This is a genomic window from Treponema vincentii, assembly GCF_018336815.1.
In the GTDB taxonomy this organism is placed as follows: domain Bacteria; phylum Spirochaetota; class Spirochaetia; order Treponematales; family Treponemataceae; genus Treponema.
The window spans coordinates 1,508,981-1,535,589 of record NZ_CP050497.1 but is presented as its reverse complement, the minus strand read 5'-3'; the positions used below and the strand labels follow the sequence as shown (position 1 = coordinate 1,535,589).

Sequence of the window (26,609 nt, the reverse complement as noted above, 5' to 3'; positions counted from 1 at the left end):
ATACTGTGGAAAAAGAATTTGACGAACTAACCATAGCCGACGATTATATGTTCTATCGTGTAATGGAAGATCCTGAAATTTGCAAAACGCTTTTAAATCGTGTTTTACAGGGAAAAGTAGAAACCATAACCGAAATAGAATTACAAAAGACAATAGATGACGCAGGACGAGCTAAGGGGGTTCGGTTTGACGTATGGGCAAAAGATTGCAAGGGGCGCATTTACGACATAGAAATGTCGTTTTCCGATAGACATCCGTGTCTATCGGAAAACACGAGTTTTGCCGTTCGGCAAAACGTCGCTACTGCATGGAATCACCGCCATCCTTGGCGGTACTGTGATACATTTTCAGTAGCGGCACGGATGCCGCGCGTATTAAGCAGAAGCGATGTTTCGATTTATCGAAACTCGCCGTCAAAAGTGTACAAGGATGTACACTTTTGACGAAAGCAGCCATTGATGTTAGCATATTGGGGAAGAGCAAACCATACGAAAGTCTGCCCGATACGTTTATACTCTTTTTCTGCACGTTTGACTATCTTGAAAAAAACACTGCCAGTTTATACCTTTAAGACGATATGCAGTGAAGATAATCGGATAGAACTGGGCGATGGGATAACAAAGATCATTATAAACAGTAAAGCGGCGGAGCACGAAAAGAATGAAAAGCTGAAAATATTTTTAGAGTACATGAACGGAAAAGTCAGCGATGACGAATTTATCCAAAGACTGGAGCGTCGAATCAAGGAAGTAAAGGCAAGTGAAGAATTGAGGAGGGAGTATATGTTAGTGAATACTATCGAGCGTGATGCGAGAAATGATGGATGGAAAGCAGGTATTGTGCAAGGTCTTGCCGAAGGTGAAGCACGTGGTTCCTATCAAAAAGCCCTCGAAACGGCACGGAACTTACACGCTATGGGCTTATCAAGTGAAAAAATCGCACAGGCGACCGGTTTAACCATACAGGAAGTGGAAGCACTATAAGAATGCTTTAGAACCAAGGCGGGTTTTTAGGGTAGAAGCCTAAGTCGCTCAGTAAGGGGAGTACTTCCCTGTACCCCCTTAGTACGAGATTTACGTTTGACGCAAATCTCGTTTCTGCATAAAACCACCGCCATCCGTAGCGGGTCTGAATAGATGGGGGCGTAGCCGGAATGAACCGGCATTAGCCCTCGACGGCGGCTCCGACGGTCTTGATTTTATACGGATTTTGACAAATAATACCCGTACTGTCCTAAACCGCAACGGAGTCCTTTCAAGCGAGGTAGGAGAATACCATGCCCAAGCCGCAAGCAAGCTCTTTGAAACCGCAGGCTTTTCAGATATCCGTATCCATCAGGATTTAGCAGGCCAAGACAGACTAATCGAAGGCGTACACGATGATACAAAAAGTTGAAAACCTAAGCAGTCTTGAACATTTTTTTGCGCAGTATCCCTGTTATGCGGAAGAGGAAAGTCCTGAAGACGCCGCACGGATTACCGCTGCGTGGAATCTTTTGCTTACAAACCGTATATCCGATACGGCAGCTGACGCCCCCATTCCGCACGACGCCGCCCATTCGCTGCGTATGGCGCACAGCCTTGCCGCGCTTGAAATGGATTCCGAAAGCATCATCTGCGCGCTGCTGTACAGCGAAGACGGCAGCTTTACGTTACCGGATGATCAACTGCGTGCTCAATTCGGAAATACGGCGGCGGATATTTTGAATGCGGCGGCAAAGTTCTCCGATGTGAAGTTGTATAATAAAAGCAAAGAACATACCGATACCGTGTGCAAAATGTTCTTCTCCCTCGTAAGCGACTTACGGGTTATGATTGTCCAACTCGCCGATCGACTCAATAAGATTCGGTATATTTCCGAATACCCTACGGAATGGCAGCGCAGTATCGCCCGAGAAATCAGTGAAATCTGGGCGCCGCTTGCCCAGCGGATGGGTATTTCCACCGTTCAAAATGAGCTTGAAGATTTAAGCCTCAAATATATCAACCGCGAAGCCTTCGATCAGATAAAAACCGTTGTCGCAGCAAAGAAAAAAGAACGGGAAGCCTTTTTGCAGAGCGCCGAAAAAACCATCTATCAAACGATGGAGAAAGCGGGAATCAAGGTTAAGGTGCAAAGCCGCGCCAAACATTTTTGGTCTATCTATCAAAAAATGAAAAAGCGGAACAAGGCGGCGGATGAATTGTACGACCTCCTCGCCGTGCGGATTTTATGCACCACAGTGAACGAGTGCTATACCATCCTCGGTCTGATGCATACGGTATGGAAGCCGCTTGAAGGCCGCTTCAAGGATTACATCGCGATGCCGAAAGCGAACGGCTATCAAAGTCTCCACACCACCGTTATCTGCAAGGGCGGGCAAACCTTAGAAATCCAAATCCGTACGCACGAAATGCACGAAATAGCGGAGCGTGGGGTTGCAAGCCACTGGGTGTATAAAAAACACAGCAAGAACAAAACAGCGAACGAGCAGGAATTATCTTTTGTGCAGCAGGTCAAGTCGCTCGCACAACAGCGCTTTAATAATGAAGAATTTCTCGCGGAACTCAAAAGCGATTTATTAAGCGATTCGATTTTTGTCTTTACTCCTAAGGGTGATATTATCGAGTTGCCCGCCGGTGCAACCGCCGTCGATTTTGCATACCGTATCCATTCGTCGATAGGGGAAAAACTCGTATCCGCGAAAGCAGACGGCGCCATCATCCCGCTTTCTCGCCCGCTTAAAAACACGCAGGTGGTGGAGGTTATCACGCACCCGAACGCGCACCCCACGCACAACCAGTACGAAAACGCCCATACGACGCGGGCTCGCCAAAAAATCCGCGCATGGCTCCAACTGCACGAAAACCTCCTCCACACTGAAAAAGAAGAAAAAGGACAGCGAACGGATATTGCCGAAGATGCTGCAAAAGAAGCGCCGCGGCCGCCCAAAGAAACACCGGAAGAAGCTGAAACGGCAAAACGGGAACTCGAAGCAGCGCAAAAGGATCCCAAGAAGAATCCAGCATTGCGGATACGCATCGGCGGCTCTACCAACTTTCCCGTACGTTTTGCAGGGTGCTGCAAGCCGACCTCCGATTCCGTCATCTGCGGCTATGTCGCCAACGGCAGAGGAGTTATCATCCATCGGAAAAACTGTACCAACCTCAAAAGAATCCCCGATTTGGAAGCCCGCCTCATCGATGTTGAGTGGGATATAAAAGAAAGCAAACAGAAAAATCCTGAAAAAGCGCAGAAAAAGATTAAGCCGCATAAGTAATCCGTTCGATATTAAAGATATGAAAAAGAACGGTATTGTTACGGTTATTGTGCTTATCGGATTCCTGTTTCCAGTGTTCGGGGCGGATTTAGAGCTTGACCAAAGCGATCTTGCAGTTATTCAAGACCCTAAGGGAGCCGGATATCACTTTTATATTCGAAAAAAAGCCCGACATCGCTTCCATCCTGATGACGGAGACCACAAAGGATCCTCAAAACAGGCTCGATAACTTTGCATACCGTGATTTTCAATACAACAGCATTAATGGTGATGAAAAACGTATCCTGAACGGAAAAGAGCTGGATACCCGCGGAAAGCGGCTCTACAGCTTGATAGACTCCAGCCCGGAAAAAGACACGCCGCTCGGCAAGGCGTTTCACATCTGGGTACCGTACATTATCTGTTACGGCTATGAATGGGACAGACACGGCGAAGTGCAGGTATTGGACGGCACGTTTTTTAATATCCGCGCATTTGAAAAACCGTATGCTGATTATACCGGCTCTTTTAGCGATAATCCGTTTGTATTACGTGTAACGCAAAAATCGATTAAGGAAGTGCATGATCCGGCTTTTAGCGAACCGGCCGCCGCTTCTTTTTTTCGGAACTCGCCCGCTTGAGCGGCAATAAACTGATCTATTCGGAGAACGTTGACGGTATTATGCCATCAATTGAAGTAATCCTGACGCCGAAGAAACACAAGAAACTCGATGTAGTATTTGTTATCGACGCAACCGAAAGTATGAAGGATGATATAAAAAAAGTCAGAGAGCTGCTTGCGGCTTCGTTGAAAAAGGTACTTCCCAAGTATGATTCCTACCGGATAGGACTTGTCCTTTATAAAGACTACTATGATGATTTTTTGACTAAAACCGCAACCGATTTTACCTCGGATATCGATCGTTTTTCCGCTGCTCTTAGAAGTTTTAGCGTATTCGGCGGACGCGACATCCCCGAAGCGGTGTACGAAGGCATCGACGCGGGACTCGACCTTGAATGGCGTACTGATGCGGATACCGACCGCAAACTGATCCTCATCGGCGATGCGCCTCCCCATCCCCGCCCTCAAGGTTCAATTACCAAGGATGGAGTTATCGAAGCGGCAAAGGCAAAAGACGTAAAACTGTTTCCGATTATATTGCCGCATAATAAAACCTACTAGACCTTTTGAAATATACGGCATATCTGCGTTGTCGCATCGTCAAAACTATACATCCGTGTATAGTTTTGACTGTGAGTTTCGGCAAGAGCCGAAACATCGCTACTGATATAAACCAGCGGCATCCGTGCCGCTACTGAAAATCCTCAACGTATCAAACGGACACGGATGTCCGTGGTTCCACGCAGCAGCGATGTTTTTGTGGAACAAAAACTCGCCATCAATGCGTCCATGGAGGGACGGGGTACTAATCAGCAGTGAGTTTTGTGCACGCACAAAACTCGTCTTTTCCCGACATACACGGATGTATGTCGGGAAAAAGTGTACACGGAGGTACACTTCCGGACAGGCTATTTTCAAAAGGCTTACGGAAAGGCTGTTTTACTATGTTGCTACTCTGTTAAAAACGCCGCTTCGTATTCGCCGTTAGTAATAGTGCTGATAGGTAAACTCTCATAGCGGATATCGTATACGTCATTCATATCTGTAGAATAAGTAACATGATCATATTTTTCATATAAGAAACCGATCCGGTGATCCTGCTGCATCACCATTGTCGAATACCCGCTCTCTCCGGTAAATACTTGATATTTTTCCCACTTGGTACTGTCTGCCAATGCCGAAAGACTGATATTCTCTTCTATTACGCGCCAATAGATACCTACATTCATACGGATGTTCGGTTCGTCGCTCTTAGGGTGCGGTTTTGAGGATAAGGGAATAGACTGTAATGCAAGATATACCGGCGCTTTCGTATCGGCTTTACGGGCTTGTATAATACATATTTCACCATTCGTACCGCGTTCCGTTCCGAGCTGTGCTTTTTGTCCGCTTTCCCAACGTCCGCTTGCTGTTTCTTCATTTGTATAAGTGAAGATATTAAAAAGACGTCCGTTTTTTGTGCGACTTGAAAGCAATACTCTACCGTCGGGAAGCTCTTCAACCTTGGCTTCATCACCGTTCGGTATCGGCGACACTGTTGCATCACCGAGAACCTGCCATGTTTCGCCGAAATCGTCAGAGTACAATACGGCATTTCCGAAGAGAGCTTTTGATGTCTTTTTAACTAACAGTGCTGTATAAATACGATAATAACTACCCTTTTTTATCTTGCGAGACTGCATAATCTTCCCCGAACCGAAAAAAAGTGTTCCCCAATTGTCGTTTAAACCGTAAATAGAAGTTGTAATTTCCTCAGGCGATGTAAATGTTTTACCTCCGTCTAAGGAACGGAGCTTAACAACTTTAAGCCGTGTATTTGCATTTCCTGCCTTATAATGTCCGTAGCGGGTATCCCCGTGAGCGCAAATAATCAGTACATTATCCGACTCTCTATCCGCCACGATAGCGGCATCTCCATAACCGTATTGCACGGGATTATCCGGTGCATTTGTAATTTTTGTACTGCTGCTATCCCATGTCAAGCCGTTATCGGTAGAGCGTTTAATTATTACATCCACGCGATGGATATGGGAGGCTTGACCCCATTCCCCATTAGGCCCGAACTTACCGATATCGGCAGTATGATTGTATCGTAAATCCGTAACGGCAATCAGCGTCCCATCTTTTGTCTGTGCCAATGCCGGAATTCGAAAATAGTTTGTCGATCCTTCAGTGTTCTTACTTTCCCATAAATCCTGTTTTGAAAGAGTTTTAGGAGTCCATTTTGCATAAAGCGTTATATCTGCCGTAACGGTATCGGAGGCCGTATTCCATTGAGCATTGCAATTTTTATCTTTATACCAGCCGGAAAAATTCCATGTCCGGTGCGTAGGATTCGGTATATCAGTTGCAGGGATAGTATGATTTTTAATAACAGTTATCGGAGTGAGGGGTGATGTAAGATTGCGCGTATTAAACGTTACCGTATACAACGGTTCAATTGGAGTAAGCGGCGAAGCATTACGCCATTTTGCGTAGAGCGTAATATCTTTGGTAACCGTATCGGTGGCATGGTTCCACGGCTGTGTACCGGCAGCATCTTTAAACCAGCCGCCAAAGCTTTTATTTAAAGGGATGGCCGTAGGTGCCGGTGTCTGCGCTGCGGTCAGTTTACTTCCTTCCGCAACCGTAAGCGCTGTCGGCGCCATACCAATACCCTGCGTGTTAAAGGTTACCGTGTATAGCGGCGTCGAAGGTTCAATCGGTGTAAGCGGCAAAGCATTACGCCACTTTGCATAGAGCGTAATATCTTTGGTAACCGTATCGGTGGCATGGTTCCACGGCTGCGTACAAGAAGTGTCTTTAAACCAGCCGCCAAAGCTTTTATTTGAAGGGATGGCCGTAGGTGCCGGTGTCTGCGTTGCGGTCAGTTTACTTCCTTCCGCAACCGTAAGCATCGCCGGAGCAGTACCGATACCCTGCGTATTAAACGTTACCGTATACGTCCTCAGAGAAGGATTGCGACAGCCGGCAATTATAAACACACCGGCAAGAATCAAAACAAGGGGAAAAACTCTTTTCACACGCGGCTCCTTTAAAATCGCTTTTTCTAACACTATCAATATGATTAAAAGTAAAATGCAGCCTACATACAAGGAATAAGATTATAAGAAGTTACAGAATTACATTATCTTGCATAGAATGAAAAATATGCGTACACTCCCTTAATATGGAGAGCTTACAAACCGAAGCGTTGCAGCGGGTTGCTGCGTTTAAAAAACAAATGGCCGTATCCGTGATCGGGCAGGAACGGCTGATCGACGATATTCTTGTTGCCTATATTGCAGGCGGACATGTGTTGCTGGAGGGTGCCCCCGGCCTTGCCAAAACCTTAACGGTACGGACTTTCGCGGAGCTTTCTCAATTAAGTTTTAAACGCATCCAGTTCACACCCGACTTGCTGCCTGCCGATCTCACCGGAACGCTCATCTTTGATTCTACCGCACATCGCTTTGCGGTACGAAAGGGGCCGCTTTTTGCGCACGTAGTGCTGGCTGATGAAATAAACCGTGCTCCTGCAAAGGTTCAATCCGCATTGCTCGAAGCGATGGCGGAAGGTCAGGTTACCATCGGCGAAACGAGCTATCCCCTCCCCGAACCGTTCTTTGTGCTTGCAACCCAGAATCCTATTGAACAGGAAGGCACCTACCCCCTTCCCGAAGCGGAGCTCGACCGCTTCCTGTTTAAACTTTTTGTCCCCTACCCTAAACCGGCGGATGAACTCGTCATCATGCTGAAAAGCGAGAACATCACCGCTTCGGTAAAAAAAATGCAAGCGCCCGAAACCGAATCGATTCTTTCCGTCGATATGCTCCATACCATCCGTAGAGGCGCCGAAGCAGTCCGCTGCACCGAAGGTTTACAGGAATACATTATCGCGTTGGTTACGGCAACCCGTCCCATTATCGAAAAACGGGAAGAGCTGCCCCGCGGCAGTTATCTTAGCTATATCACCGTCGGAGCCTCTCCCCGTGCGAGCATCGCCCTTTATCGGTGCTCAAAGATACGGGCATTTTTAAACGGACGCGACTACGTTCTTCCCGAAGACGTAAAGGCTCTCGCCTACCCTATTCTGCGCCACCGCTTAAAACTTTCGTACGAGGCAAGCGCGGAAAATATCAGTGCAGATGAAATTATCGCCGAGCTGCTCGAGCTTATTCCGCAGCCGTAACATATTTGGAGGAACTATGAATAAAGAACTTGACGCCGTAGCGCTTTCAATACGGAGCCTTTCAATCGATGCAATCGAAAAAGCCAATTCCGGCCATCCCGGGCTTCCGCTCGGAGCCGCCGAACTCGCAGCGATGCTGTACGCAAAAATTTTACGGCATAATCCGAAAAATCCCCAATGGGTAGACCGCGACCGGTTCATCTTGTCGGCGGGGCACGGGTCTATGCTCCTGTATGCCGCGCTGCATCTTGCCGGTTACGATCTTTCGCTTGACGACATCCGCTCTTTCAGACAAGTCGGTTCCCGCTGCGCAGGGCATCCCGAATACGGGCTCACCCCCGGCGTCGAAGCCACCACCGGGCCGCTCGGTCAGGGCATTTCTACCGCAGTCGGGATGGCGATTGCCGAAGCGATGCTGGCAGCGCGGTTTAACACCGAAGAGTACCGCATTGTCGATCACTACACCTACGCGCTGGTGGGAGAAGGCTGTTTAATGGAAGGCGTTTCTTCGGAAGCATCGAGCCTTGCCGGTACGTTGAAACTCGGTAAGCTCATTGTATACTATGATAAAAACAATATTACGATAGACGGCTCCACCGATATCGCCTTTACCGAAGATGTTACAAAGCGGTACGAGGCTTACGGTTGGCAGGTGCTGCACGGTTCGATGTATTCTTACAGCGATATAGAAAAGCTCACTGCGGAGGCAAAAAAAGATCCCCGCCCCTCGCTCATCATACTCGATTCGGTAATCGGAAAGGGAGCGCCCGCTGTTGAGGGAACCGCTGCCGCACACGGAGCGCCGCTCGGTCAAGAGAAGCTGGCACAGGCAAAGAAGACGTTGGGGCTTGATCCTGCAGAACAGTTCTTTGTCGCCCCCGAAGCCTACCGTTATTTTGAAGAGCGGCAAAAGGAATTCGCTCAAGCGGAAGCGGACTGGAATAGCCGCTTTGCCGCATGGAGCGCCGCCTATCCCGACCTGCGCAAAGAATGGGATCGAAGCTTTGTACAAGGCGGTATCGACCAAGCCGTACTGGACGGCGTTGCCGATCCGGTCTTTAAAAAAGATGAGATGATTGCGACGCGGGCAGCTTCCAAAACCGCACTGAACGCTTTTGCAAAGGCATTTCCAAATCTCGTCGGCGGTTCGGCGGACTTGCAGGGACCGAATGCAGTCGCCTTACAGGATGCCCAATCGTTTACCGCCGCAACACCGCAAGGACGGTACATCCACTTCGGTATCAGAGAATTCGCGATGGCAACGATTACCAACGGTATTCAGCTACACGGCGGCTTCCGCGCCTTCTGCGCAACCTTTGCCGTGTTCTCCGACTATCTGCGTCCGGCGCTCCGGCTTGCGGCGCTGATGCGCATCCCTTCTATTTTTGTATTAACCCACGATTCCATCTTTGTCGGCGAAGACGGCCCGACCCATCAGCCGGTGGAAACACTCGCAAGCCTCCGCGCCATTCCTAATCTACTGGTACTCCGCCCTGCCGATGCGGAAGAAACCGCCGTCGCATGGAGAATTGCGCTTGAGCAGAAAGATCGTCCAGTCTGTTTAATACTGAGCCGCCAGAATCTGCCCATACTGGAAAAAGCCGAACCTCAGTGGAAAGCTCTGATGAAAGCTGTCGGCAGCTATATCGTAAAAGGCACCGACGGCGATCCTGAGATAACCGTGCTTGCAACCGGTTCCGAGGTAAGCCTTGCCTGCGAAGCCGCTCAGCTTGCCGCCCCGAAAAAAGTACGAGTTATTTCCGTTCCGTCGAAAGAGCTGCTGGAAGCTCAAACATCTTCCTGTAAAGCACAGCTAGTCGGGAACAACGGCCGTGTAATGGTTGCGGAAGCCGGAGTTAAACAAGGCTGGGAAGGCTGGGTACAGTCGCCGGAGCAAGATATTTTCTCGATAGAACGTTTCGGCGAATCGGGACCCGCAAAAAAAAGTTGCGGAGCATCTCGGATTTACCGCCCAAGCGCTTGCCGCTCGTATCAAAGAATAGTGAAAATCAAGTAGGAGAAAATCTATGAAAACAATTTTGAAAACAGGTATTTTGCTTGCAGCAGCGGTAATAATTGCCGCTTGTACGACAGCGCCGGCTTCATCGCGAAAAACAGAAACCGTAACCATCACCGTTCCCGAAGGCTCAACACTATCGATTAGAATAAGAACACAAGACGGCTCGGCGGTAAGAGTACAGGGCGCCGATAAAACAGTGATTCCGGGAACGGATGAGGTTCGCGAACTCAACGAGGACAAACCGATGCAGCTACTGAAAGCTACGGGAACGACGGTCGTATTCACCGGAGACATCCGCGAACTGGATATTAAAGATAACGGCACTGTAGAAAACATCGATGTTTCCCGCTGTCCGAATATCGAAGTACTGTACTGTGCAGGCAATAAAATAGCACAGCTGCAATTATCCGCAAATAAAAACTTAAAACGACTGCAATGTTATAATAACCGTTTAAGCGGATTGGATGTTTCACAACAGACACAGCTCGAGCTTTTATGGTGCGGCATCAATCGGTTGTCGGCATTGGACGTATCAGGTTGTAAAAAACTCACACAGCTGCGGTGCTATATGAACGCAATCGAAACGGAAGCAATGGACGCTTTGCTGAAAAGCCTTCCCGCAGCAATCGGAAACAGCACCGTCGTTCGTGAAGCACGCATTTTAGCGGTGGGAGATAAAATCAAGAACGGCAAACCATCTGCCGCCGCATTACAGCAAGCGAAGTCAAATGGTTGGGTTATTCTCGATAGTGGAAATGCCCCGATAGAACCGTAAGCGCAAGAAAGACTCGGCTGGAATGGATAAGCCGCTCAATACCGCTATCCCATCTTGACGAGCGAACACATACCAAGGCTGCTCACCCTATGCAGTCTTGGTAAATTTAAAAGGAGAGAGAGAATGAAACATATAAAAAAATTTACAGCGCTTTTAGTCTTGAGTACATGCTTTGCCCCCGTTTTTTCCCAAACCATTCAAAACGGAATACTTGATCTCCGCAATAAAAACTTCAATGACACTCAAAGTATCGTGATAAGCGGAAAGATGGGATTCTATAATCGCCAGTTACTTTCTTCACCGGAAGATGTGCGTAACCCTACGGTATTTATCGAATGTCCTAAAGAATGGAGTTCAACCGTTTTATCCGACGGGACAAAGATGTCTGCGTTTGGATACGGTACTTATACTCTACAAATTTTATTACCGGAACGGCATCCTGAATTAGCAATACAGTTTTCTTCTCCGGTTTCCGCATGGAGTCTCTATGTAAATGAAGGATTGCAAGCCCATTCAGGAAAAGTAGGAGCTTCACAGGAAACGTCTGTCCGCGGCGAAGGAAACATTCTCTATTATATTCCGAAAGACATAACCGAAGTATGCCTTGCCATTCAAGTTTCAAACTTTTTCCATTCACGCGGAGGTATTTACCAAACCATTAAGTTTTCGACAAAGACAAAAGCCGACAGTGCCAATTTTGCATTCCTTTTTATTGAGATTTTTGTTTTTGGGTTTGGTGTCGCAATTATTCTGTATCACCTTGCGCTTTATCTATTTCAACCTGATAATAAAAGTATCCTATGGTTCGTGTTTTTCAGTATTCTCGTCGTTCTCCGCAACATGGTAAAGGGACCTGTCTTTAGAATCCTTTTTCCTTCTTTATCGTGGAACATCGATACTAAAATCGACTATCTTACCTTTGCATTACTCAGCTTTTCCGTAGTCGGTTATTTTGCCGCGCTCTATCCTAAAGACACCCATAAAATTATCAACCGTATTATTATGATTGAAGCATTGGCATACACAGCTTTTATTTGTGTAACGCCGTCTTATATCTACGGAAAGCTCATACAAGTTCATCAATTAGTGATTGTTATGATTATCGTTTATGTCATTTATTTGATCATCAAACTGCTCATACGTAAACGGGAAGGTGCAATATTTATTGTTATCGGTATTATCATTTTGACTATTTTTACATTAAACGATTTGTTTTACAGTATGATGCTTGTACCAACAGGGAATTTACTACCGTTCGGTTTTTCCGCATTTTTATTAGCGCAGGCATTCGGGTTTGCATGGAAAACACATATCTATAATCGTCAAAGCGAGGAGATAAAAATCCAACTGTCAGATTCCGACAAACAGAAAACGCTTTTATTTAATGAAATTCGACATACCAGCGACAAACTACAACAACAAGAAACGGTTCTGTCACAAAACATGGACGGAGCAGAACAGTCGATGCAGGCATTATCACTTCAAGTACAAACGTTAAAATCTGAAATGTCCGAACAAAGTAATCAGCTCCGCAGTACGCAAAATGCAACCGACAGCTTTAATGCTTTTTTGAATACTATGCGCCAAGGAATTGAACGGCAATCCGATGCGGCAGAAGAAACGGTAATGCAGATTAAACAGTTGAACGATGCTACTAACGGACTAACGGAAAAGTTCAACGAAATAAATCATAACTTTTCTTACATCCGTGAAGCAAGCGATGCCGGTAAACATCATTTAATAACGGTTACGGATATTATCAATGCAATTTATGAAAGCTCGGAAAGCCTGCTGGAAACAAACCAAATTATTACCGCTATCGCAGAGCAAACAAATTTATTGGCAATGAATGCGGCGATAGAATCTGCCCATGCCGGTGAAGCGGGAAAAGGATTTGCGGTCGTTGCCGATGAGATACGGAAACTTGCGGAAAACTCCGCGTATGAAGCCGATAATACCGGTAAGATTTTAAAGCACATCAATAAAAGCATTAAAGACTCTGCGGAAGCTTCGGAAGTATTGCGAAAAAGCTTTGACAATATCAATACGCAGGTCAATAACTTCCAGACGATACTAGGAGATATTTCATCCTTCTTAAAAGACGTCGATATACAGGCAGAAAAAATGAACAGCGCTATGCAATCGCTGGCTGATCAATCCGTTGATGTTCAAGAGGAACAAACCGAAGTTTCCGAACTCAGAAATAAAATCAATGAAAGCTTTACCAGCTTATTGCAAGCAACCGAAAAAGTACATACGGAAATCGAGGCTATGTTCACAAATATTAAAAGCTTAAATGATGCAGTTGAGACAACACGCGGAGTAGAAGCCGAAACGAGCGAATCGATCGGTACGCTCAATGCACTGATTACGCACACCGATCATCTGCAAAACATCCAAATGAATGAATAGCTGAAACGAATAAAGGCATCTCTTAAAACTATATCTGAGTTTCTAGAGATGCCCATGTTCTACCACGTAAACGTCCCTTAAAATTGAACAACTGAACAAAGTGTCAATTTTGGAAGTTGTTCAATTAGTGCGCGATAGCGCACATATAATCTACGATGTTTGCCGAATGGCAAACTCGCAGTGTTTTTCAGCCGCGCCATTTTAGCGGCTGAAAATAAACGTCCCTTTTACCCATATAGCGCTTATCTTGTGTAAGGCTGCAAAGTCTCCCTTACCGTCATAGCCTTTGGTGTACAGATCACCGCCGAGTGCAACATTGATATTATCGGTGAGGGCATAGCTAACCGAATAGGTGCTGGATGTACTGCCGTAGTTTATATCGATAACGCCGCTTGCCGAAAGTTTGAGCGTGTCGCGTAAGAATGTTTTACTCACACTGAGGCTGACAAAGCCCTTGTGCATCGGCCGCTCTATATCGTCTTTATGATTGAGGATGAGATCTTCAAAATACTGGGCGCTCAGCGTCCACGAACTCTTGATCCAGTCAATACCGGCAAGCATCAGCAGCTGGTGTTTTTTGACCGGAGCATTAAATTTAATTGGTACATCGACCTTTGAATCTGGATTAAGCAGTTCTACAATCGGCAAAGGTGATAGCATTTCTTTTGGTTCAAAGTATCGTCCGCCTACCCACGCGGTTTCTAGCCGGATTGTTACATCGCCTGCAGGAATCGCCGCATCGATACCAGCCATTCCGATACGATAATACTCCTCATTTAAATTGGTATAGAGCGCTTTCGGAACGTATGGATTCGAACTGGTATTATGTGGACTATCAGGATTACGAAGTTCTTTTTTAACATACCCGCTTTTTGCATAGCGCGGATTTTTATCCCAGCCGTAGAAACCGGAAACGGAAAAATCGATACCGGGTAAAAAGAAAGAAAAACGGGCGGCCGCTTCCGTGTCGGTAAACATCTTTGGTTTTGCACTTTGGGTTTTTGTATACCGAATTGGAACGGAACCGAACGGCGTCTTGTAACTATCCGGTGTGTCGATATAGTAGAGGCCGTTCTTTGCACCGTCTTCAAAGCCGAAGCGCGGCAGTTTATTCGGGGTAAAAAACGGTACGGCAACCGCTTCAAACGTAAACAGATCGTGAAAAAAACGCAGGCGAACACTATCAGACGGAAACCGCGCAGCATCGCCGCTAAAGGAGATAAACTCCGAGCTGTCCCGCGCACTTAACACATCGGTGAGTTTAAACCCATCCGCCTGTCCCCATGCAATAACCTGCCGTCCGACACTGATATCCCATATCTCACCCGAATAGCGGTAATACGCTTCGTTCAACCGGAAGCCGGTGCGTGCGGGGTTGCGGTAATTGTATTCAGCTGCGGCGGACATAACTGCATAAGAAGAACCGGCAGAGACCTCACCGTTTATCCGGGCAATCGAACGGGACGCTCCGTATTCGAGATTTTTTTTAACATCGTTCCAGCGAACTCCGTGCAGCGTTTCAATTTTGCCGCTTACCGTAAATACCGGTTTTGCACTGTCATCTTCCGAATCGATAGAAAATTCGTCATCTGTTAAATCGTCAACTATGTCATCGGCTGCTTGAGATTCAACCGCATTGCCGGATGAAACTTCCGCTGCGTGAGCTGTTCCTTCCATACCGTCTCTGCCCCGTATATCCGCTGCTTCCTGCGCAGTGCAAGGCAGCAATAGTACCACAAAAAACAGCGTACAAAACGCAATAACCGCTCCGTGTTTTTTTGGTATCGTTTTCATGTTGTCATACCTCTCCTTATCGACATTCTTCAACCTTATCGGCTACCGGTTTACCGTATTCCCGTTTCATAGCTGCTGCAGAAACAACCCACTGTTTACCGTATTTACAAGCATCGATTCCGTTAACAAGCTTACCGTAAGAAATCGCTTTTCTCAATGTACTTTCATGTAAGCCCCAGAGCTCAGTTGCATCGCTCAGCGCGATTAAACCGTCGAACGGAGTTGTTACCGTTTTTCCATTCTCATACAGTTCATCGCACGATAAATCAAGTTCATCATTCCAGACAATACCGTAGCCGCCCGTATCAACTTCCACCTCGGCAAAGAGAGCCGGTTCATTTTTGAGTACCTGAAATACCGTCCATTTATTAAAAAGCGGCTTCACGTCATATATCTTTGATATGCCTTCCGAAAATTGCACCTGTAAGCGATAATCCGACAGAGGATGCACCGCTTTTATTTTATGAAACATACAATTTACCCTCTTTATTCAAGTGGGGAAAGCGGCTTAAATTCCTGTGTTTCCCACATACGTAAAAGATCTTTTCGATGAATGCCGACCCATTCCCGTACCATCGATAATGCTTTCGGAGGTAAATGCCCTTCTAATATTTCTCCGTTTTGTATATCGATAGCAGCCATATCGTCCCCATATAATGCATGAATATGCGGCGGATTATGTTCTGATTGCTGAAAGTACATTCGGATAATAATTCCATAAAACCTTGATAATACAGGCATATCTAATACCTCCTACTTTTAGTATTTACACTATATTCACGGTATCGTGATATTGTCAATGGGTTTATCAATCCTATCAATTTACCGGTTGCCCGTATTCCCGCTTCTCAGTGTACTTTCATGTAAGCTTTAGAAAGAAAACAGAAATTGTATTAGCATTACAATGCCTGTTTGAACCAGAGAAAAAAGCGGCACTATTATAAACGGCCACAACAAAAAATGCTCCGGTATTCCTATAACCTTCATCCAATTTTTTGTTTGATATATTGGGTTATCTTCTGTTCCCGGAATGACAATCAGCTTAGTCCACTTTTGGAATAAAAGACAATCCAACAAGAAAAAATCGCCGAAATTCACAATAATCCAATGAATATATGCAGTCCAAAACAATGCCTTAAACGTATGAATTCCGACATGCAATGCGCTTATTACTCCATAAAGCCAGCATGCTCCCATTACTATCACCGTAAATATTTTATTTACCCGTTTTTCTTTCTTATTCATTGGCTCAGGAGCAGCTTTTTGAATCCCCTTAGGATATGAATCCATCAAATATCTCGGGTTTGCTATTACAAGAGCCGCCGCCGAACCGTTAAATATGGCAGCCATCGCTATGCCATCCAATACTGCCCTGATTATATCCATTGCCCTCCCCTTTTTGCTCCCTCTCCGTCAGCCTTTTGAAATAGCCTGTTGAAAAGTGTACTTCCGTGTACACTTTTTCCCGACATACTTCCGTGTATGTCGGGAAAAGACGAGTTTTATACAAAACTCGCTTCTGATTAATATCCCGCCCGTCCTTGGGCGTTCTGACGACGAGTTTGCACTGCAAACTCGCTACTGCCTCACACCACGGACATCCGTGTCCGTTCTGAAACTACAAGGCGCGAGCACAAATTAACCGCAGGCACGGTAAAAAATGTACATCCCTGTACATTTTTTACCTACGTGCTTGTAAGGCAAACACGCTACTGATTAGAAGCACCGCCATCCTCGCTCAAAAATGTACATCCTGTACATTTTTGAGCTGCAAGTTTGCGGAGCACACTTGTTACTGCATGGAACCATCGGCATCTATGCTGCTTCTGATACGTTGAGGATTTTCAGTAGCAACGTTTTGCTTTTGGCAAAACTTGCAAGTTTAAGCGGCAAGACCGCTTAAACGTTGGCACGGATGCCATTGTTCGGGAATGTACATCCTTATACATTCCCGAACGGCGAGTTTGCTTTTGCAAACATCGCTTTTGCATAGAACCACTGACATCCTGTCAGAGAAGCGATGTTTCGGCGATGCCGAAACTCGCTGCAAAAAGCGTACAAGAATGTACGCTTTTTGCAATGCGACAACGCAGATGTCCCGTATATTTCAAAAGAATCCTTTTTCGCCCTCTCTCCGCTAGCCTTTTGAAATAGACTGTTAAGCAGTTGTACATCCGTGTACAACTGCTTAACGACGAGATTTGTGCATAACACAAATCTCGCTCCTGTATAAAACCACTACCATCCTTGGCAGTTCTGAAGATGCTAGGAGCGTACAAAAAACACCCGCAGGCGTACTTTTTGTACGTCGAGGACTGTTTTTTGTTAAGCGACAACGCAGATGCCCCGCATATTTCAAAAGGATTACCTGATTTTGCCTTCTTCTAATGAATTCACTCTAAAATATGAATCGGGGATATTTTTGTTGAACTCGTGCTTGAGCGTCTCGATAACGGTTGTGTGTTTTTTTTGCAGGTTGTTCATTTCCATTTTGCCCGCAGTCCAAAAACCGTCTTTTTTCTCGATGCCGCTTACCGTAAGCACTTTCAACAGCGAACCTTGCTCATCGTAAAATTCCGCCTTTACCTGCACCAGCGATTCCTTATCAATCCACGAAACGTATTTTGAGTACATCGATTTTTTCACCGGAACCGATTCAACCTTCCAGCAGTTTTTCCCGTCTACGGTTTCTTCTGCAAGCAATGTGTACGTGTAGTCATCGATCTTGTGCCCGCTTATGTCATCATAGGTAAAATCGGTACCCATAAAATAGTCCTGACTTGAAGAACCGGAAATGCGCTTTGACTTTTTAAGCGCAGGCATATAGAGCCAGCGGTCATCGTTTTTCGAAGCATCATCATACGAGAAAGAAAGATAGCCGACGCCCTTTACATCGGCAGGCAGCATAAACACCATCACCGTTTTTTTCTCACTGCCGTAATCCTTTGAATATGCTATAACTTGGCGCACCCGCTTTTTACCGCTGGAATTGATCAGCGTCATCCGCATCGTAAATGAATCTGTTGTCGCCTTTTCGCGCTTATCAACCTTTTGCATAATCTCTTTACCCGTCAGCTGTTGTGCAAAAGCAAGACTCACCGCCACTGCTGCAAACATAGTCAGCGCGATTACGTGTTTTATAATTTTCATACATCCTCCTCTTTTAATTGGTAATTTGTAATGCGTAATTGGTAAGGTAATTACTGCTGCACGTAAATCGCTTTAATTACCAATTATCAATTACGCCACTACCCATTAGTTTCCTCTTTCCCAAACGGTTTGCTTATGTAAATCAGTACCGGCGTCATCAAATAGTCGGCGGCGAGCGCAGACAAAAGGCCCACAGCGGCTAATACGCCGAGACGTAAAATTGCAGCAATATTACACGTAAGATACACTAAAAATGTGGCAGACAAAATGATCGTGGTCATTGCAAGCGTTTTTCCGATGGAATAGAACGTCCCGAAAATAGCGCGATTATATGATTTTTCTTTTTCAAAAAGATACTTTGCGTGGTTGGTAAAGTGAATAGTGTCATCAACGGCAATACCGAGGATCATCGGCATAATCGCCATCGTCATAAGGTCGAGCGAAATACCGAGATAGCCCATAATCGCACCGATGACAAGAACGGGAAAGATATTCGGGATAAGCCCGATGAGTCCCATTTTCACACTGCCGAATACGAGCATCATCAAAATTGCAATCGCAACGAGCGAAGTTAAAAATGAGTACAGCTCGCCGAATACGATTTTATTGTTCAATTCCGCAAATTGCACGGCTCTGCCGATTAGATGACAGTCCGCCTGCGGAAATAGTTCCGCACATGTTTGCTCGATAGTTTTCAGATTTGCCGCAAGCTCGTTCGCATCATACGAGGCAACATCAATCGACATACGAAGCGTACGAAACTCTTCGTCAACCCAACGCGATGTTTGTCCGCCTGAAATTTCATACAAGAACAAGAGCTGCGCAAGCAAGTCTTCGTCATCGGGGATTGTGTAAAACGCAGGATCGTCGGAGTGCATCGTTTGATTCATCTCTTTGACAACATCCAAAATCGAGAATATCTTCGGCACACCGTTATTCATTTTTGTTAATCTGAACGTCCCGATGAGTGTGCTCAGCTTATCGAGTTTTTTAAGTACATCGGGATTCTTAACCGCATCATCTTCATCAAAGGTGAGCATAATATTGTAATTAAAATAAGAGCCGAGCTGCGACTGCGTAATTTCATAAAGACGCTTAATATACGGAATGCGCAAGCCCATAAATTTAAAGCTGTCCATATTGACATCTATTCTGAACAACGCCGGAATACACGCCGCAGTGATGAGCATAAATGCAGCGATGATTGCTTTGCGTCTTTTGATAACGGAATGTCCGAAGCGTTCAAACCATTTATCCAATTTTTGCGCGCGTGCAGCTCTTTTTGTATGAGCGAGTGCCGAATCTTTACCGGCTTCAATATCTTTACCGAAACTCATCAAAATCGGGATTAACACGCTTACATAGATATACACAGCGAATACCATCGCGGCGCTTGCGGCCCCCATCCAGCGCATGGGGCGAAGGTCAGTCGTTAAAAACGACAGCACCGAAACAACGGTAGTAACGACAGTAAAAAAGAGCGGCCAGCCGGTATTTTCAATTGAATCGATTACCGCTTCTTTGCGTTTACCAAGTTCATAGAAACTTGTTTTAAACGAATTGACTAAGTGAATTGAATAACCGACCGAAAGCGCCATCGCAAGCACAATCGGAACCGACATCATTTCCGACTTTCCCGAAATGTGTAAAAAGCCCATAATACCGAGCACCGTGGTAATGCCGAAGAAAGTCGCAAATAGCGGCACGATCGTTCCTCGGAGCGACCGAGTAAATACAATGAGCAGAATAATCATACAGAGAAAACTCAAGCCGACGCTTTTTGTGGTCTCCTGTCCCATCACAACTTTTTCTTCCGTTTCGGTATAGGGAAGCCCCGCAGGTTTTATAGTATAGGCGGCGCGTTGATATTTGGGATCGGTAACAATGTCGATTGCCGCTTCTCCGATAACGTACATCGGAGCCTTTGTCGAAGTTTTACTCCACACCTCTTCAGGTGGCGTCGCCTTGAGCGACAGTACCAACCACGTTTCCGTTGCATCCTGCGTTACGAGCTTATTAACAATCGACTTACGCGAAAGAATAAAATCCTTCGCTTTTTGTAGATCAGCAGGATCGGATGGAATACCGTCCCGAAACGGATTGGTGATTTCTATGCCTTCGTCCGTACCAACGGTAATATCCGTATCGGTAATCGAGGTAATGGAATCCGCATACGGTACTTTTTCCAAAAGATCGGCGCCGATATCTTTAATCGCTTGGAGCACCTCCGGCTTAAATACATCGTCTGATTCAAAAAGCAGCACGATCGAATCGTTACTGCCGAACAATTCCTTAAACCGCGCATCATTCTTTTTTGTGCTTTCTTTTACGGTTAAAAACTCGTCTTCATCAGCCGAGCCGACCTTAAAACTTTTTACGCCTATAAGCCCCGCAACCGTTACAGTCGCAAGCAGAACCAAACAGAGCCAGCGGTATTTTAATTGAAATTCCGCAATTTTTTTAAAAAAGAAATGTATCCCTTCAAGTTTCATCTAAGAAGCCTCTTATTGATAACTAAAATAGTAAACAATGTTTACTATTTTAGTATAGAATTCTTCTAAAAATTGTCAATAGGTTCGATTGTATTCCTCGCGTGAATGATGCAGTTGCATTCTTTCTATGTGAAATTTTACCTAAAATTTCACATAATTTATTTTAGCAGAAGAGCGATTGCGTCAGAAGTGTAAATCAAATATCGCAGAATCAAGAGGTTGTGAGCCCATTTTAACCGCGAAGAGGTTCAATTCTGGTTGAGCAACCTCTGATTCTGCTGGGGGGCTAAAAAGGCAGCTGGTGTGATTGTCCTGATTGTGTTTCCGGCTGCATAATTTTATTCCAGCAGAAATACATGACATCGGTTAATATATCGATAAATCCTTGAGCTTTTTCATAAGAATATTCATGGGTTATAATCTCAAAAAACGGCGTTAAGGCAGTGCTGTAAATCAAATGAAGCTGGTCGTCGCTTAAAGGACGGATATTGATTCCATGTTTTTTAAAATCGTCGATGAATTTTTTACATGCTGCAACATCCGCCATTACAAATTCATGGCGGATATTTTCATATTTTGTTCCTGTAGCACGATTAAACAACAGCTTAAATTCGTCAAAGCGGTTATAAACAAGATTATATAAATTCCATATCGATGTGCGTATAACCTCTTTTATTGCCGTGTTATTTTCTGCCTTGAATAGATCAATCACGATTTCGGAAAAATCGGTACCGATACTTAATGTTTGCGCAATAAGTGGCTGCACCAGTGCTTCAAAGATTGCAGCCTTTGACGGAAAGTGTTTATACAAAGCGCCGGCGGTTATTCCTGTCATTGCCGCAATTGAGCGCATCGACGCTTTTCCAAAGCCTTTTCGCAAAAATTCCATTTTTGCATTTTTGAGAATTTCAGTATAAGTATTGCGCTTTTTTCTCGATTCTTTCATCACTGATAGTATAGGTTAGTATTTGCAAATTGTTAAGAGGCAACTTCCACAACCTCAATTCTTAGTCGGCGGGATATGCTGCAACAACTGCATCGTCCGGCGGTTAAACCACGAAAGGGATCCGTCATAATTCACGCTGACAATGTATGTATCCGTCATCAACGCCTTGCGGGATAACGCATAGTCCCGCGGAAGCTGCCGAATCGATCTCCGCTTTTTATCGTAATAGCTCAGTTGATTTTTCCCGAGGTTGGTGAGCACGGCGTATCCATCATCGTAGAGCGAGGCTTGTAAGTTTTCATCACCGTACGAAAGCGCCGCGGTAAAAGCGCTGCGGGCGGGATGCGCCGTATCGATTTTCATCGTCATTAAATCGGTTTGCGCCGCTTTCTCCGTTTTTAACCGAAAGCATGAAAATGTATTGGGTACCTTGTTATTTGCCTGTGCGGAAAACGCAATGTCCCCGTCCATATTAAGCGGGATGGTTTCGCTCGTTCTGATGTCAATCAGCAGGAGCGGTTGACGGATAACACCGCCCGTACTTTTGGTAATAAGCACGAATGTGTCATCAACTTGTACTGCATCTTGCAATCCGGCTGCTTGATACGTAAATAACTGCTTTCCGCTTTTACCGTTCAATAGAACAAGACCGCTAAACGCCCGTACCGCAGCAATAGTATCTTTATAAACCGAAACCGAATTGAGCCGTTCCCGCGGACGGTAAAGAATAGTCGGTGTTTGTCCTTCCTCTGCATAATACAGCGGTGCATTTTTTTCCGCAGACCAAAATAAAAAGCCGTTCCCGTATACGGTACACCGTTCGCCTGAAACAGATTGGATAACGGGTTCCGGCTCATCCGTCGGAGAAGCGGCGGCATACAGCGTCGAACCGCTCAACATATAGATTTTAGAATCTTTCGTACATATATCACTAACTTGAATTGAAGTATCGATGTTCAACTCCGTTAGCGAAATTGTCGCATCACTATTTTGCTTTAAACGGTATAGTCTACCGTCATCGGTTCCAATTACAACCGTTGCATCGACATGCCTTGCTGCCGTGATAACTGCGGGATGCGGAAGAGTAAAAGCGGGGGATTTTTTATCGCCTTGACACAAATGCCATGTTCGCCGCGCGTCTCCTTTTTCAATCCATACCGGCAGGCTATCCGTAATCTTCCCTGCAAACAGCGCCGAACGAGCAGGATAATTTTCCAATACCTCACCAGAAGCAGCCTTTACCACCACAACATTCCCGTTTTTATACCCGATAATCTGAGTATAATTTTTAATTAGTTCAGGACTTTCCAACCGATCTTCTGTTTCGTACTGTGTCAGAATGGATTTTTTCGCAATATCGGCATACACAAGCCTGCCGGTTTCTCCGTATGTTACGATGCTTTTTTCGCTCGGGCCGGTCGCAGCAAGCAGCACAATTCCCGGCGGACGCGGATACACTTTTTTAATCTTTCCGCTTGCATCAAGGATAGTAATGCCTTCCGTCGATGCGGTTCCGATAAAGAGATATGTCCCCTGTGCCGACCACGATAGTGAAAGAACAGAGCTGGTAAAGCGTTTTGCGTACAGCTGTTTTTTTGTTTGCCAATCCCAGAGGGAAATAGTATGAATGCTGAAACCGTCCGTTTCATAGACGGCAATCACGTTTTTTTTAGGATGTGCAGCTATGCGCTTAATCGGCATAGTCGATACCTGCCACGTTTCGGGCTTCATCGTTCTATATGAAAAACGGGTAATAAAGCCGTCTTTTCCTGCAGCAAAAAAAGAATGCGTAATGGAAGAGTCGGCGATAGCGGTAACCCCGCCTTCAAATTGATGAGAAATACGTGCCCGTTCCAGACTGTTTTTTACAGAAGGGTCTTGTCCCCCTACACCATTTTTTTGCATCGCCGTATCGGCAAGATTTTCATCGAGCTCAGATTCTGTCGCAGATTCTGCATTGGCATCGGTATTCTCCGATACCCCCTTGCCATTCTGCTCTCCGGCAGCACTTTCTCCCGCTCCTTCCGGAACAGAATCTTCCGTGCGAGGTGATTCATCAGAAGCAGATACGGCACCGGTTGTGTCAGATTTCTCCGGCGTTTTTTTCGATGTATCCTGTGCAGCGGTGGATGATTGCTCTCCGGCATTGGTAGGATTATCTGATTGGGATTGGTGCTGTACACCCGAATCGTCATCGTTATCCAATGTATCCGTTTGCAATTGTTCATCAGCAGCGGTTTGTTCAATCACCGATGCTGCCGGTTTGGTTGACGCAGCTGTTGAGCCGGTGTGACCGGTGGTCTGTGCCTGTATACTTACACACACACATAAAAATAAAAACAAAAGCGGAATGCATCTAAACCACCGGCTCATGATCATCTCCTTCGGCATGAATATTCTTATAGGAAAGATAGGGACCAAGCCACAAAGCCTGAAACACTTCTTTTTGCTTTTTCGCTTTGCGATCTGCTTCAATCGAACGATAAAGAGTCAGCGGAATACGCATCACAGCAACTTCTTTTTCCCGTAATCCATGCACATGAAACTCAATCGTCTCATCCTCGAGTTTTTCAAATAGGATTTGAATTTGTTTACCCTTGATATTCTTTCCGTTATCCAGCAAAAAGAATTTTACCGCTTCCACAATTTCAGGGTCTAAGCCGGAATCAAGGACAGCAATCCGGTCGGCAAGTTCAGGATAACCGATAACGGGTGTTTGTCCTTTTTTCAGAAATTCAGTCTTTAACTTTTTATTATTTTCCGCATCGATTCGGACAGCGCCTGCGCAAAAAGCGAGGCATTCCATACGCTTCTTTTCGGGTACAAACAGCAATGTCGTCTTTTTTGATTTCCACACAAATTCTGTTTCAAGCTCGATATTGACTTTTGAATGGCAGGACGGACATATAAAAGACAAAAAGGAGCCTTTCTTTATATCTTCTTTGATTGCAGGGCGGGCATCAAGATCGATTGTTTTTTCATATTCCACGTCAAACGAACAGTCACATTTACAGGTAATTTTTTGCATAACTCCTCCTATAAAAAGTCAATAAAAAGTTTCAACTTTTTGTTGACTTTTTAAGCACATTCGCAATGAAATGAGAATGTGCAGTAGATATACAAGTTTGCAACGCAAACTTGAGTAGATAAAAGCTGACGGTATCTTCGGCAGCTTTTATCGTACGGCTCCTCACGAGATGTACAAGGAGCATCAAAAATAGATCCTTTCCACTCCCTGTTATTTCATAATATATAAGATATCCGCCCAAAGTGCAAAGAAAAAAAGCACGGCGATAAAGGCAACTCCTACAAACTGTAGGTAATATAACACACGAGGCGGAATTTGCCGACGGACGATGCATTCAATAAAGGCAGTAAAGATCAATCCGCCGTCAAGAATAGGAATGGGCAAGAGGTTCATTAAAAAAAGAGACACGCATATTACCGCAACAATTTCTGCGATATTCACAAAGCCCGCCCGTACATTCTCACTAAAGCCGTCTGCTGCAAGACCGCCGATCATCGAACTGATTCGTACCGGCCCTGCAACCGCTTCGGTCATACTCACGCCCTTAAACAAAAGACCGAGGCTTTTCAGCGTAACAACCGTCAGTTCTCCGGTTTGCACCAGCCCTTTGCGCAAACTGGCAATAAAACCGGTTCCTTCTTCATTTACAGTGATATATTCCCAATTCAAACCGAGATCGACGCTGCCGTTTTCCGTGCGGACAAGGTTTACCGGCAGCTCAATCCGCTCACCGGCACGGATAAGCTCAAAGAGTGCGGTCTTTTGCGTATAGTCGCGGAAAAAGTATATCAGCGCCATCTGGTTATCGAGCGTCGTGCCGTCAATACCGGTAATACGATCACCTATTTTTATTCCCGCTAAATCGGCAGCGGAATCTTTCCGCACGGATGCAACTTCGAGCGGCACATAACGGTAAATACCGACCTGCCCCGCACCGGTCTTTTTATTCAAATCAGGACGTATCGTTGTGCTGAGCTGCTCGCTGCCTCGTTCAATCAGCATTGTAAGCGATTCTTCCGGATGCAGTGCGATAATCTGCTGAATATCGGCGAAGTTCGCGGTCTTTTCATCATTAATTTTAAGAATACGATCGCCTATTTGTAAACCGGCTGTCCGCGCAGGCGATTGGTCGCTCGAATCGAGACAGTATACCGGCACGATGCGGTTATCAGTGGTATAGTATGTCCTGCCAATCCCGCTTATCATGGCAAGCGCAACGGCGGCAAGCAAGAGGTTGGCAAAGGGTCCCGCAAATGCTATCAGTATCCGCTTAAAGGGATGTGCGGCAAACAAGCTCCCCTCTTCCTTGGGGACAGTCGATAGTTTTTTTTCATAAGCCTCTCTAAATGCGTGTTCGCCTTTCATGCCGCAGTAGCCGCCGAGGGGAATCGCCGATAGCCGGTAGTCGGTTGTACCGAATTTTTTATGCAGCAGTACCGGTCCCCAGCCGATGGAAAAGCTTTCTACCGACACTCCGCAGAGCTTAGCAGCGATGAAGTGCCCCAGCTCATGGATAAATACAACAATACCGAGTACCGGCAATCCGATCAAAAATTTTATCATCTATATAGTCCTTCGCAGGGTAACCGCATCAGGTTATTTTTTTTACACCCCGCAGCATCACAGGGATTGTTCGACCAGAGTTTCGCCGCTTTGCGGCTCAAATGGTCGCCCAATCCCTGTGCTGCTGCGGTATTTGAACTGCACACCTGATGCGGTTATCCTTCTTTTCTAAAAATAAACTGCGTGAAATTTTAGATAAAATTTCACGCAAAAGATACGTCCATTACAGTCCTTTGCTTAGCGATATCATCGGTGATAGTCAACTCGTCAAATTCTTGTTCAATATATTTGCTCCCGTCTTTCCTTTATTATTATAGCAAAAAAAGAGATGGGGACAAGCTAGATATTCTTAACATACATCCTTAAAGCAATTTTTACCACCTCTATCATATACTGGT

The 26,609-nt window shown here is 45.5% G+C and carries 20 protein-coding genes and 1 pseudogene; 10 read left to right on the top strand and 11 right to left on the bottom strand.

Annotated features, from left to right (window positions below; translation table 11 throughout):
* Window positions 1-5 precede the first annotated feature (5 nt).
* From GWP40_RS12800 to GWP40_RS12790, 6 genes are all read left to right on the top strand, one after another.
* Window positions 6-443 (top strand): hypothetical protein, encoded by a 438-nt coding sequence (locus GWP40_RS12800; protein WP_230974307.1) that lies wholly within the window; start codon window positions 6-8, stop codon window positions 441-443.
* Between the two features lie 15 nt (window positions 444-458).
* Entirely contained in the window at window positions 459-983 is a 525-nt protein-coding gene (locus GWP40_RS06905) for an Rpn family recombination-promoting nuclease/putative transposase (RefSeq protein ID WP_230974306.1), read from the top strand.
* Between the two features lie 226 nt (window positions 984-1,209).
* The gene (locus tag GWP40_RS06900) at window positions 1,210-1,395 is read left to right on the top strand and encodes a hypothetical protein (RefSeq protein WP_230974305.1); all 186 of its coding nucleotides are present in this window, start codon (window positions 1,210-1,212) and stop codon (window positions 1,393-1,395) included.
* Window positions 1,379-3,259 carry a RelA/SpoT family protein gene (locus GWP40_RS06895; protein WP_212564734.1) on the top strand — a complete coding sequence of 627 codons (1,881 nt, stop codon included), beginning with the start codon at window positions 1,379-1,381 and terminating at the stop codon, window positions 3,257-3,259. Before GWP40_RS06900 ends, GWP40_RS06895 begins: the two co-directional genes overlap by 17 nt.
* Before the next feature lie 95 nt (window positions 3,260-3,354).
* Window positions 3,355-3,879 (top strand): hypothetical protein, encoded by a 525-nt coding sequence (locus tag GWP40_RS12795; protein ID WP_230974304.1) that lies wholly within the window; start codon window positions 3,355-3,357, stop codon window positions 3,877-3,879.
* Window positions 3,876-4,421 carry a vWA domain-containing protein gene (locus tag GWP40_RS12790; protein ID WP_230974303.1) on the top strand — a complete coding sequence of 182 codons (546 nt, stop codon included), beginning with the start codon at window positions 3,876-3,878 and terminating at the stop codon, window positions 4,419-4,421. Before GWP40_RS12795 ends, GWP40_RS12790 begins: the two co-directional genes overlap by 4 nt.
* 389 nt (window positions 4,422-4,810) lie before the next feature.
* Here the strand turns inward: GWP40_RS12790 and GWP40_RS06885 are convergent, their stop codons facing one another.
* On the bottom strand, window positions 4,811-6,883 hold the full coding sequence (locus tag GWP40_RS06885) for an InlB B-repeat-containing protein (protein ID WP_230974302.1): 2,073 nt from the start codon (window positions 6,881-6,883) through the stop codon (window positions 4,811-4,813).
* Window positions 6,884-7,029: 146 nt separating this feature from the next.
* On the opposite strand from GWP40_RS06885, the gene GWP40_RS06870 reads away from it, so the two are divergent.
* From GWP40_RS06870 to GWP40_RS06855, 4 genes and pseudogenes are all read left to right on the top strand, one after another.
* Window positions 7,030-8,031: an AAA family ATPase gene (locus GWP40_RS06870; protein WP_212564733.1), complete on the top strand. Its 1,002-nt coding sequence runs from the start codon at window positions 7,030-7,032 to the stop codon at window positions 8,029-8,031.
* A gap of 16 nt (window positions 8,032-8,047) precedes the next feature.
* A pseudogene (tkt, locus tag GWP40_RS06865) lies at window positions 8,048-10,034 on the top strand (transketolase).
* A 24-nt stretch (window positions 10,035-10,058) separates the two neighbouring features.
* Window positions 10,059-10,826: a leucine-rich repeat domain-containing protein gene (locus GWP40_RS06860; protein WP_212564732.1), complete on the top strand. Its 768-nt coding sequence runs from the start codon at window positions 10,059-10,061 to the stop codon at window positions 10,824-10,826.
* 123 nt (window positions 10,827-10,949) lie between these two features.
* A complete protein-coding gene (locus GWP40_RS06855; protein ID WP_212564731.1) occupies window positions 10,950-13,238 on the top strand; it encodes a methyl-accepting chemotaxis protein in 2,289 nt (762 codons plus the stop codon).
* Between the two features lie 201 nt (window positions 13,239-13,439).
* On the opposite strand, the gene GWP40_RS06850 is transcribed toward GWP40_RS06855, so the two are convergent.
* From GWP40_RS06850 to rseP, 10 genes are all read right to left on the bottom strand, one after another.
* Window positions 13,440-15,032, bottom strand: coding sequence for a hypothetical protein (locus GWP40_RS06850; RefSeq protein WP_212564730.1), 1,593 nt, complete (start codon window positions 15,030-15,032; stop codon window positions 13,440-13,442).
* A gap of 16 nt (window positions 15,033-15,048) precedes the next feature.
* Window positions 15,049-15,504 carry a DUF2442 domain-containing protein gene (locus tag GWP40_RS06845; protein ID WP_212564729.1) on the bottom strand — a complete coding sequence of 152 codons (456 nt, stop codon included), beginning with the start codon at window positions 15,502-15,504 and terminating at the stop codon, window positions 15,049-15,051.
* Window positions 15,505-15,518: 14 nt separating this feature from the next.
* Window positions 15,519-15,773, bottom strand: coding sequence for a DUF4160 domain-containing protein (locus tag GWP40_RS06840; protein WP_212564728.1), 255 nt, complete (start codon window positions 15,771-15,773; stop codon window positions 15,519-15,521).
* Between the two features lie 129 nt (window positions 15,774-15,902).
* Entirely contained in the window at window positions 15,903-16,418 is a 516-nt protein-coding gene (locus GWP40_RS06835) for a hypothetical protein (protein WP_212564727.1), read from the bottom strand.
* Between the two features lie 978 nt (window positions 16,419-17,396).
* The gene (locus GWP40_RS06830; RefSeq protein WP_212564726.1) at window positions 17,397-18,182 is read right to left on the bottom strand and encodes an outer membrane lipoprotein-sorting protein; all 786 of its coding nucleotides are present in this window, start codon (window positions 18,180-18,182) and stop codon (window positions 17,397-17,399) included.
* A gap of 98 nt (window positions 18,183-18,280) precedes the next feature.
* Window positions 18,281-20,674 carry an efflux RND transporter permease subunit gene (locus GWP40_RS06825; protein ID WP_212564725.1) on the bottom strand — a complete coding sequence of 798 codons (2,394 nt, stop codon included), beginning with the start codon at window positions 20,672-20,674 and terminating at the stop codon, window positions 18,281-18,283.
* 286 nt (window positions 20,675-20,960) lie between these two features.
* Window positions 20,961-21,623: a TetR/AcrR family transcriptional regulator gene (locus tag GWP40_RS06820; protein WP_212564724.1), complete on the bottom strand. Its 663-nt coding sequence runs from the start codon at window positions 21,621-21,623 to the stop codon at window positions 20,961-20,963.
* 51 nt (window positions 21,624-21,674) lie between these two features.
* Window positions 21,675-23,993, bottom strand: coding sequence for a WD40 repeat domain-containing protein (locus tag GWP40_RS06815; RefSeq protein ID WP_212564723.1), 2,319 nt, complete (start codon window positions 23,991-23,993; stop codon window positions 21,675-21,677).
* Window positions 23,977-24,648, bottom strand: coding sequence for a CpXC domain-containing protein (locus GWP40_RS06810; protein WP_212564722.1), 672 nt, complete (start codon window positions 24,646-24,648; stop codon window positions 23,977-23,979). Before GWP40_RS06810 ends, GWP40_RS06815 begins: the two co-directional genes overlap by 17 nt.
* A gap of 210 nt (window positions 24,649-24,858) precedes the next feature.
* Window positions 24,859-26,211 carry an RIP metalloprotease RseP gene (gene rseP / locus GWP40_RS06805; protein ID WP_212564721.1) on the bottom strand — a complete coding sequence of 451 codons (1,353 nt, stop codon included), beginning with the start codon at window positions 26,209-26,211 and terminating at the stop codon, window positions 24,859-24,861.
* Between the last annotated feature and the right edge of the window lie 398 nt (window positions 26,212-26,609).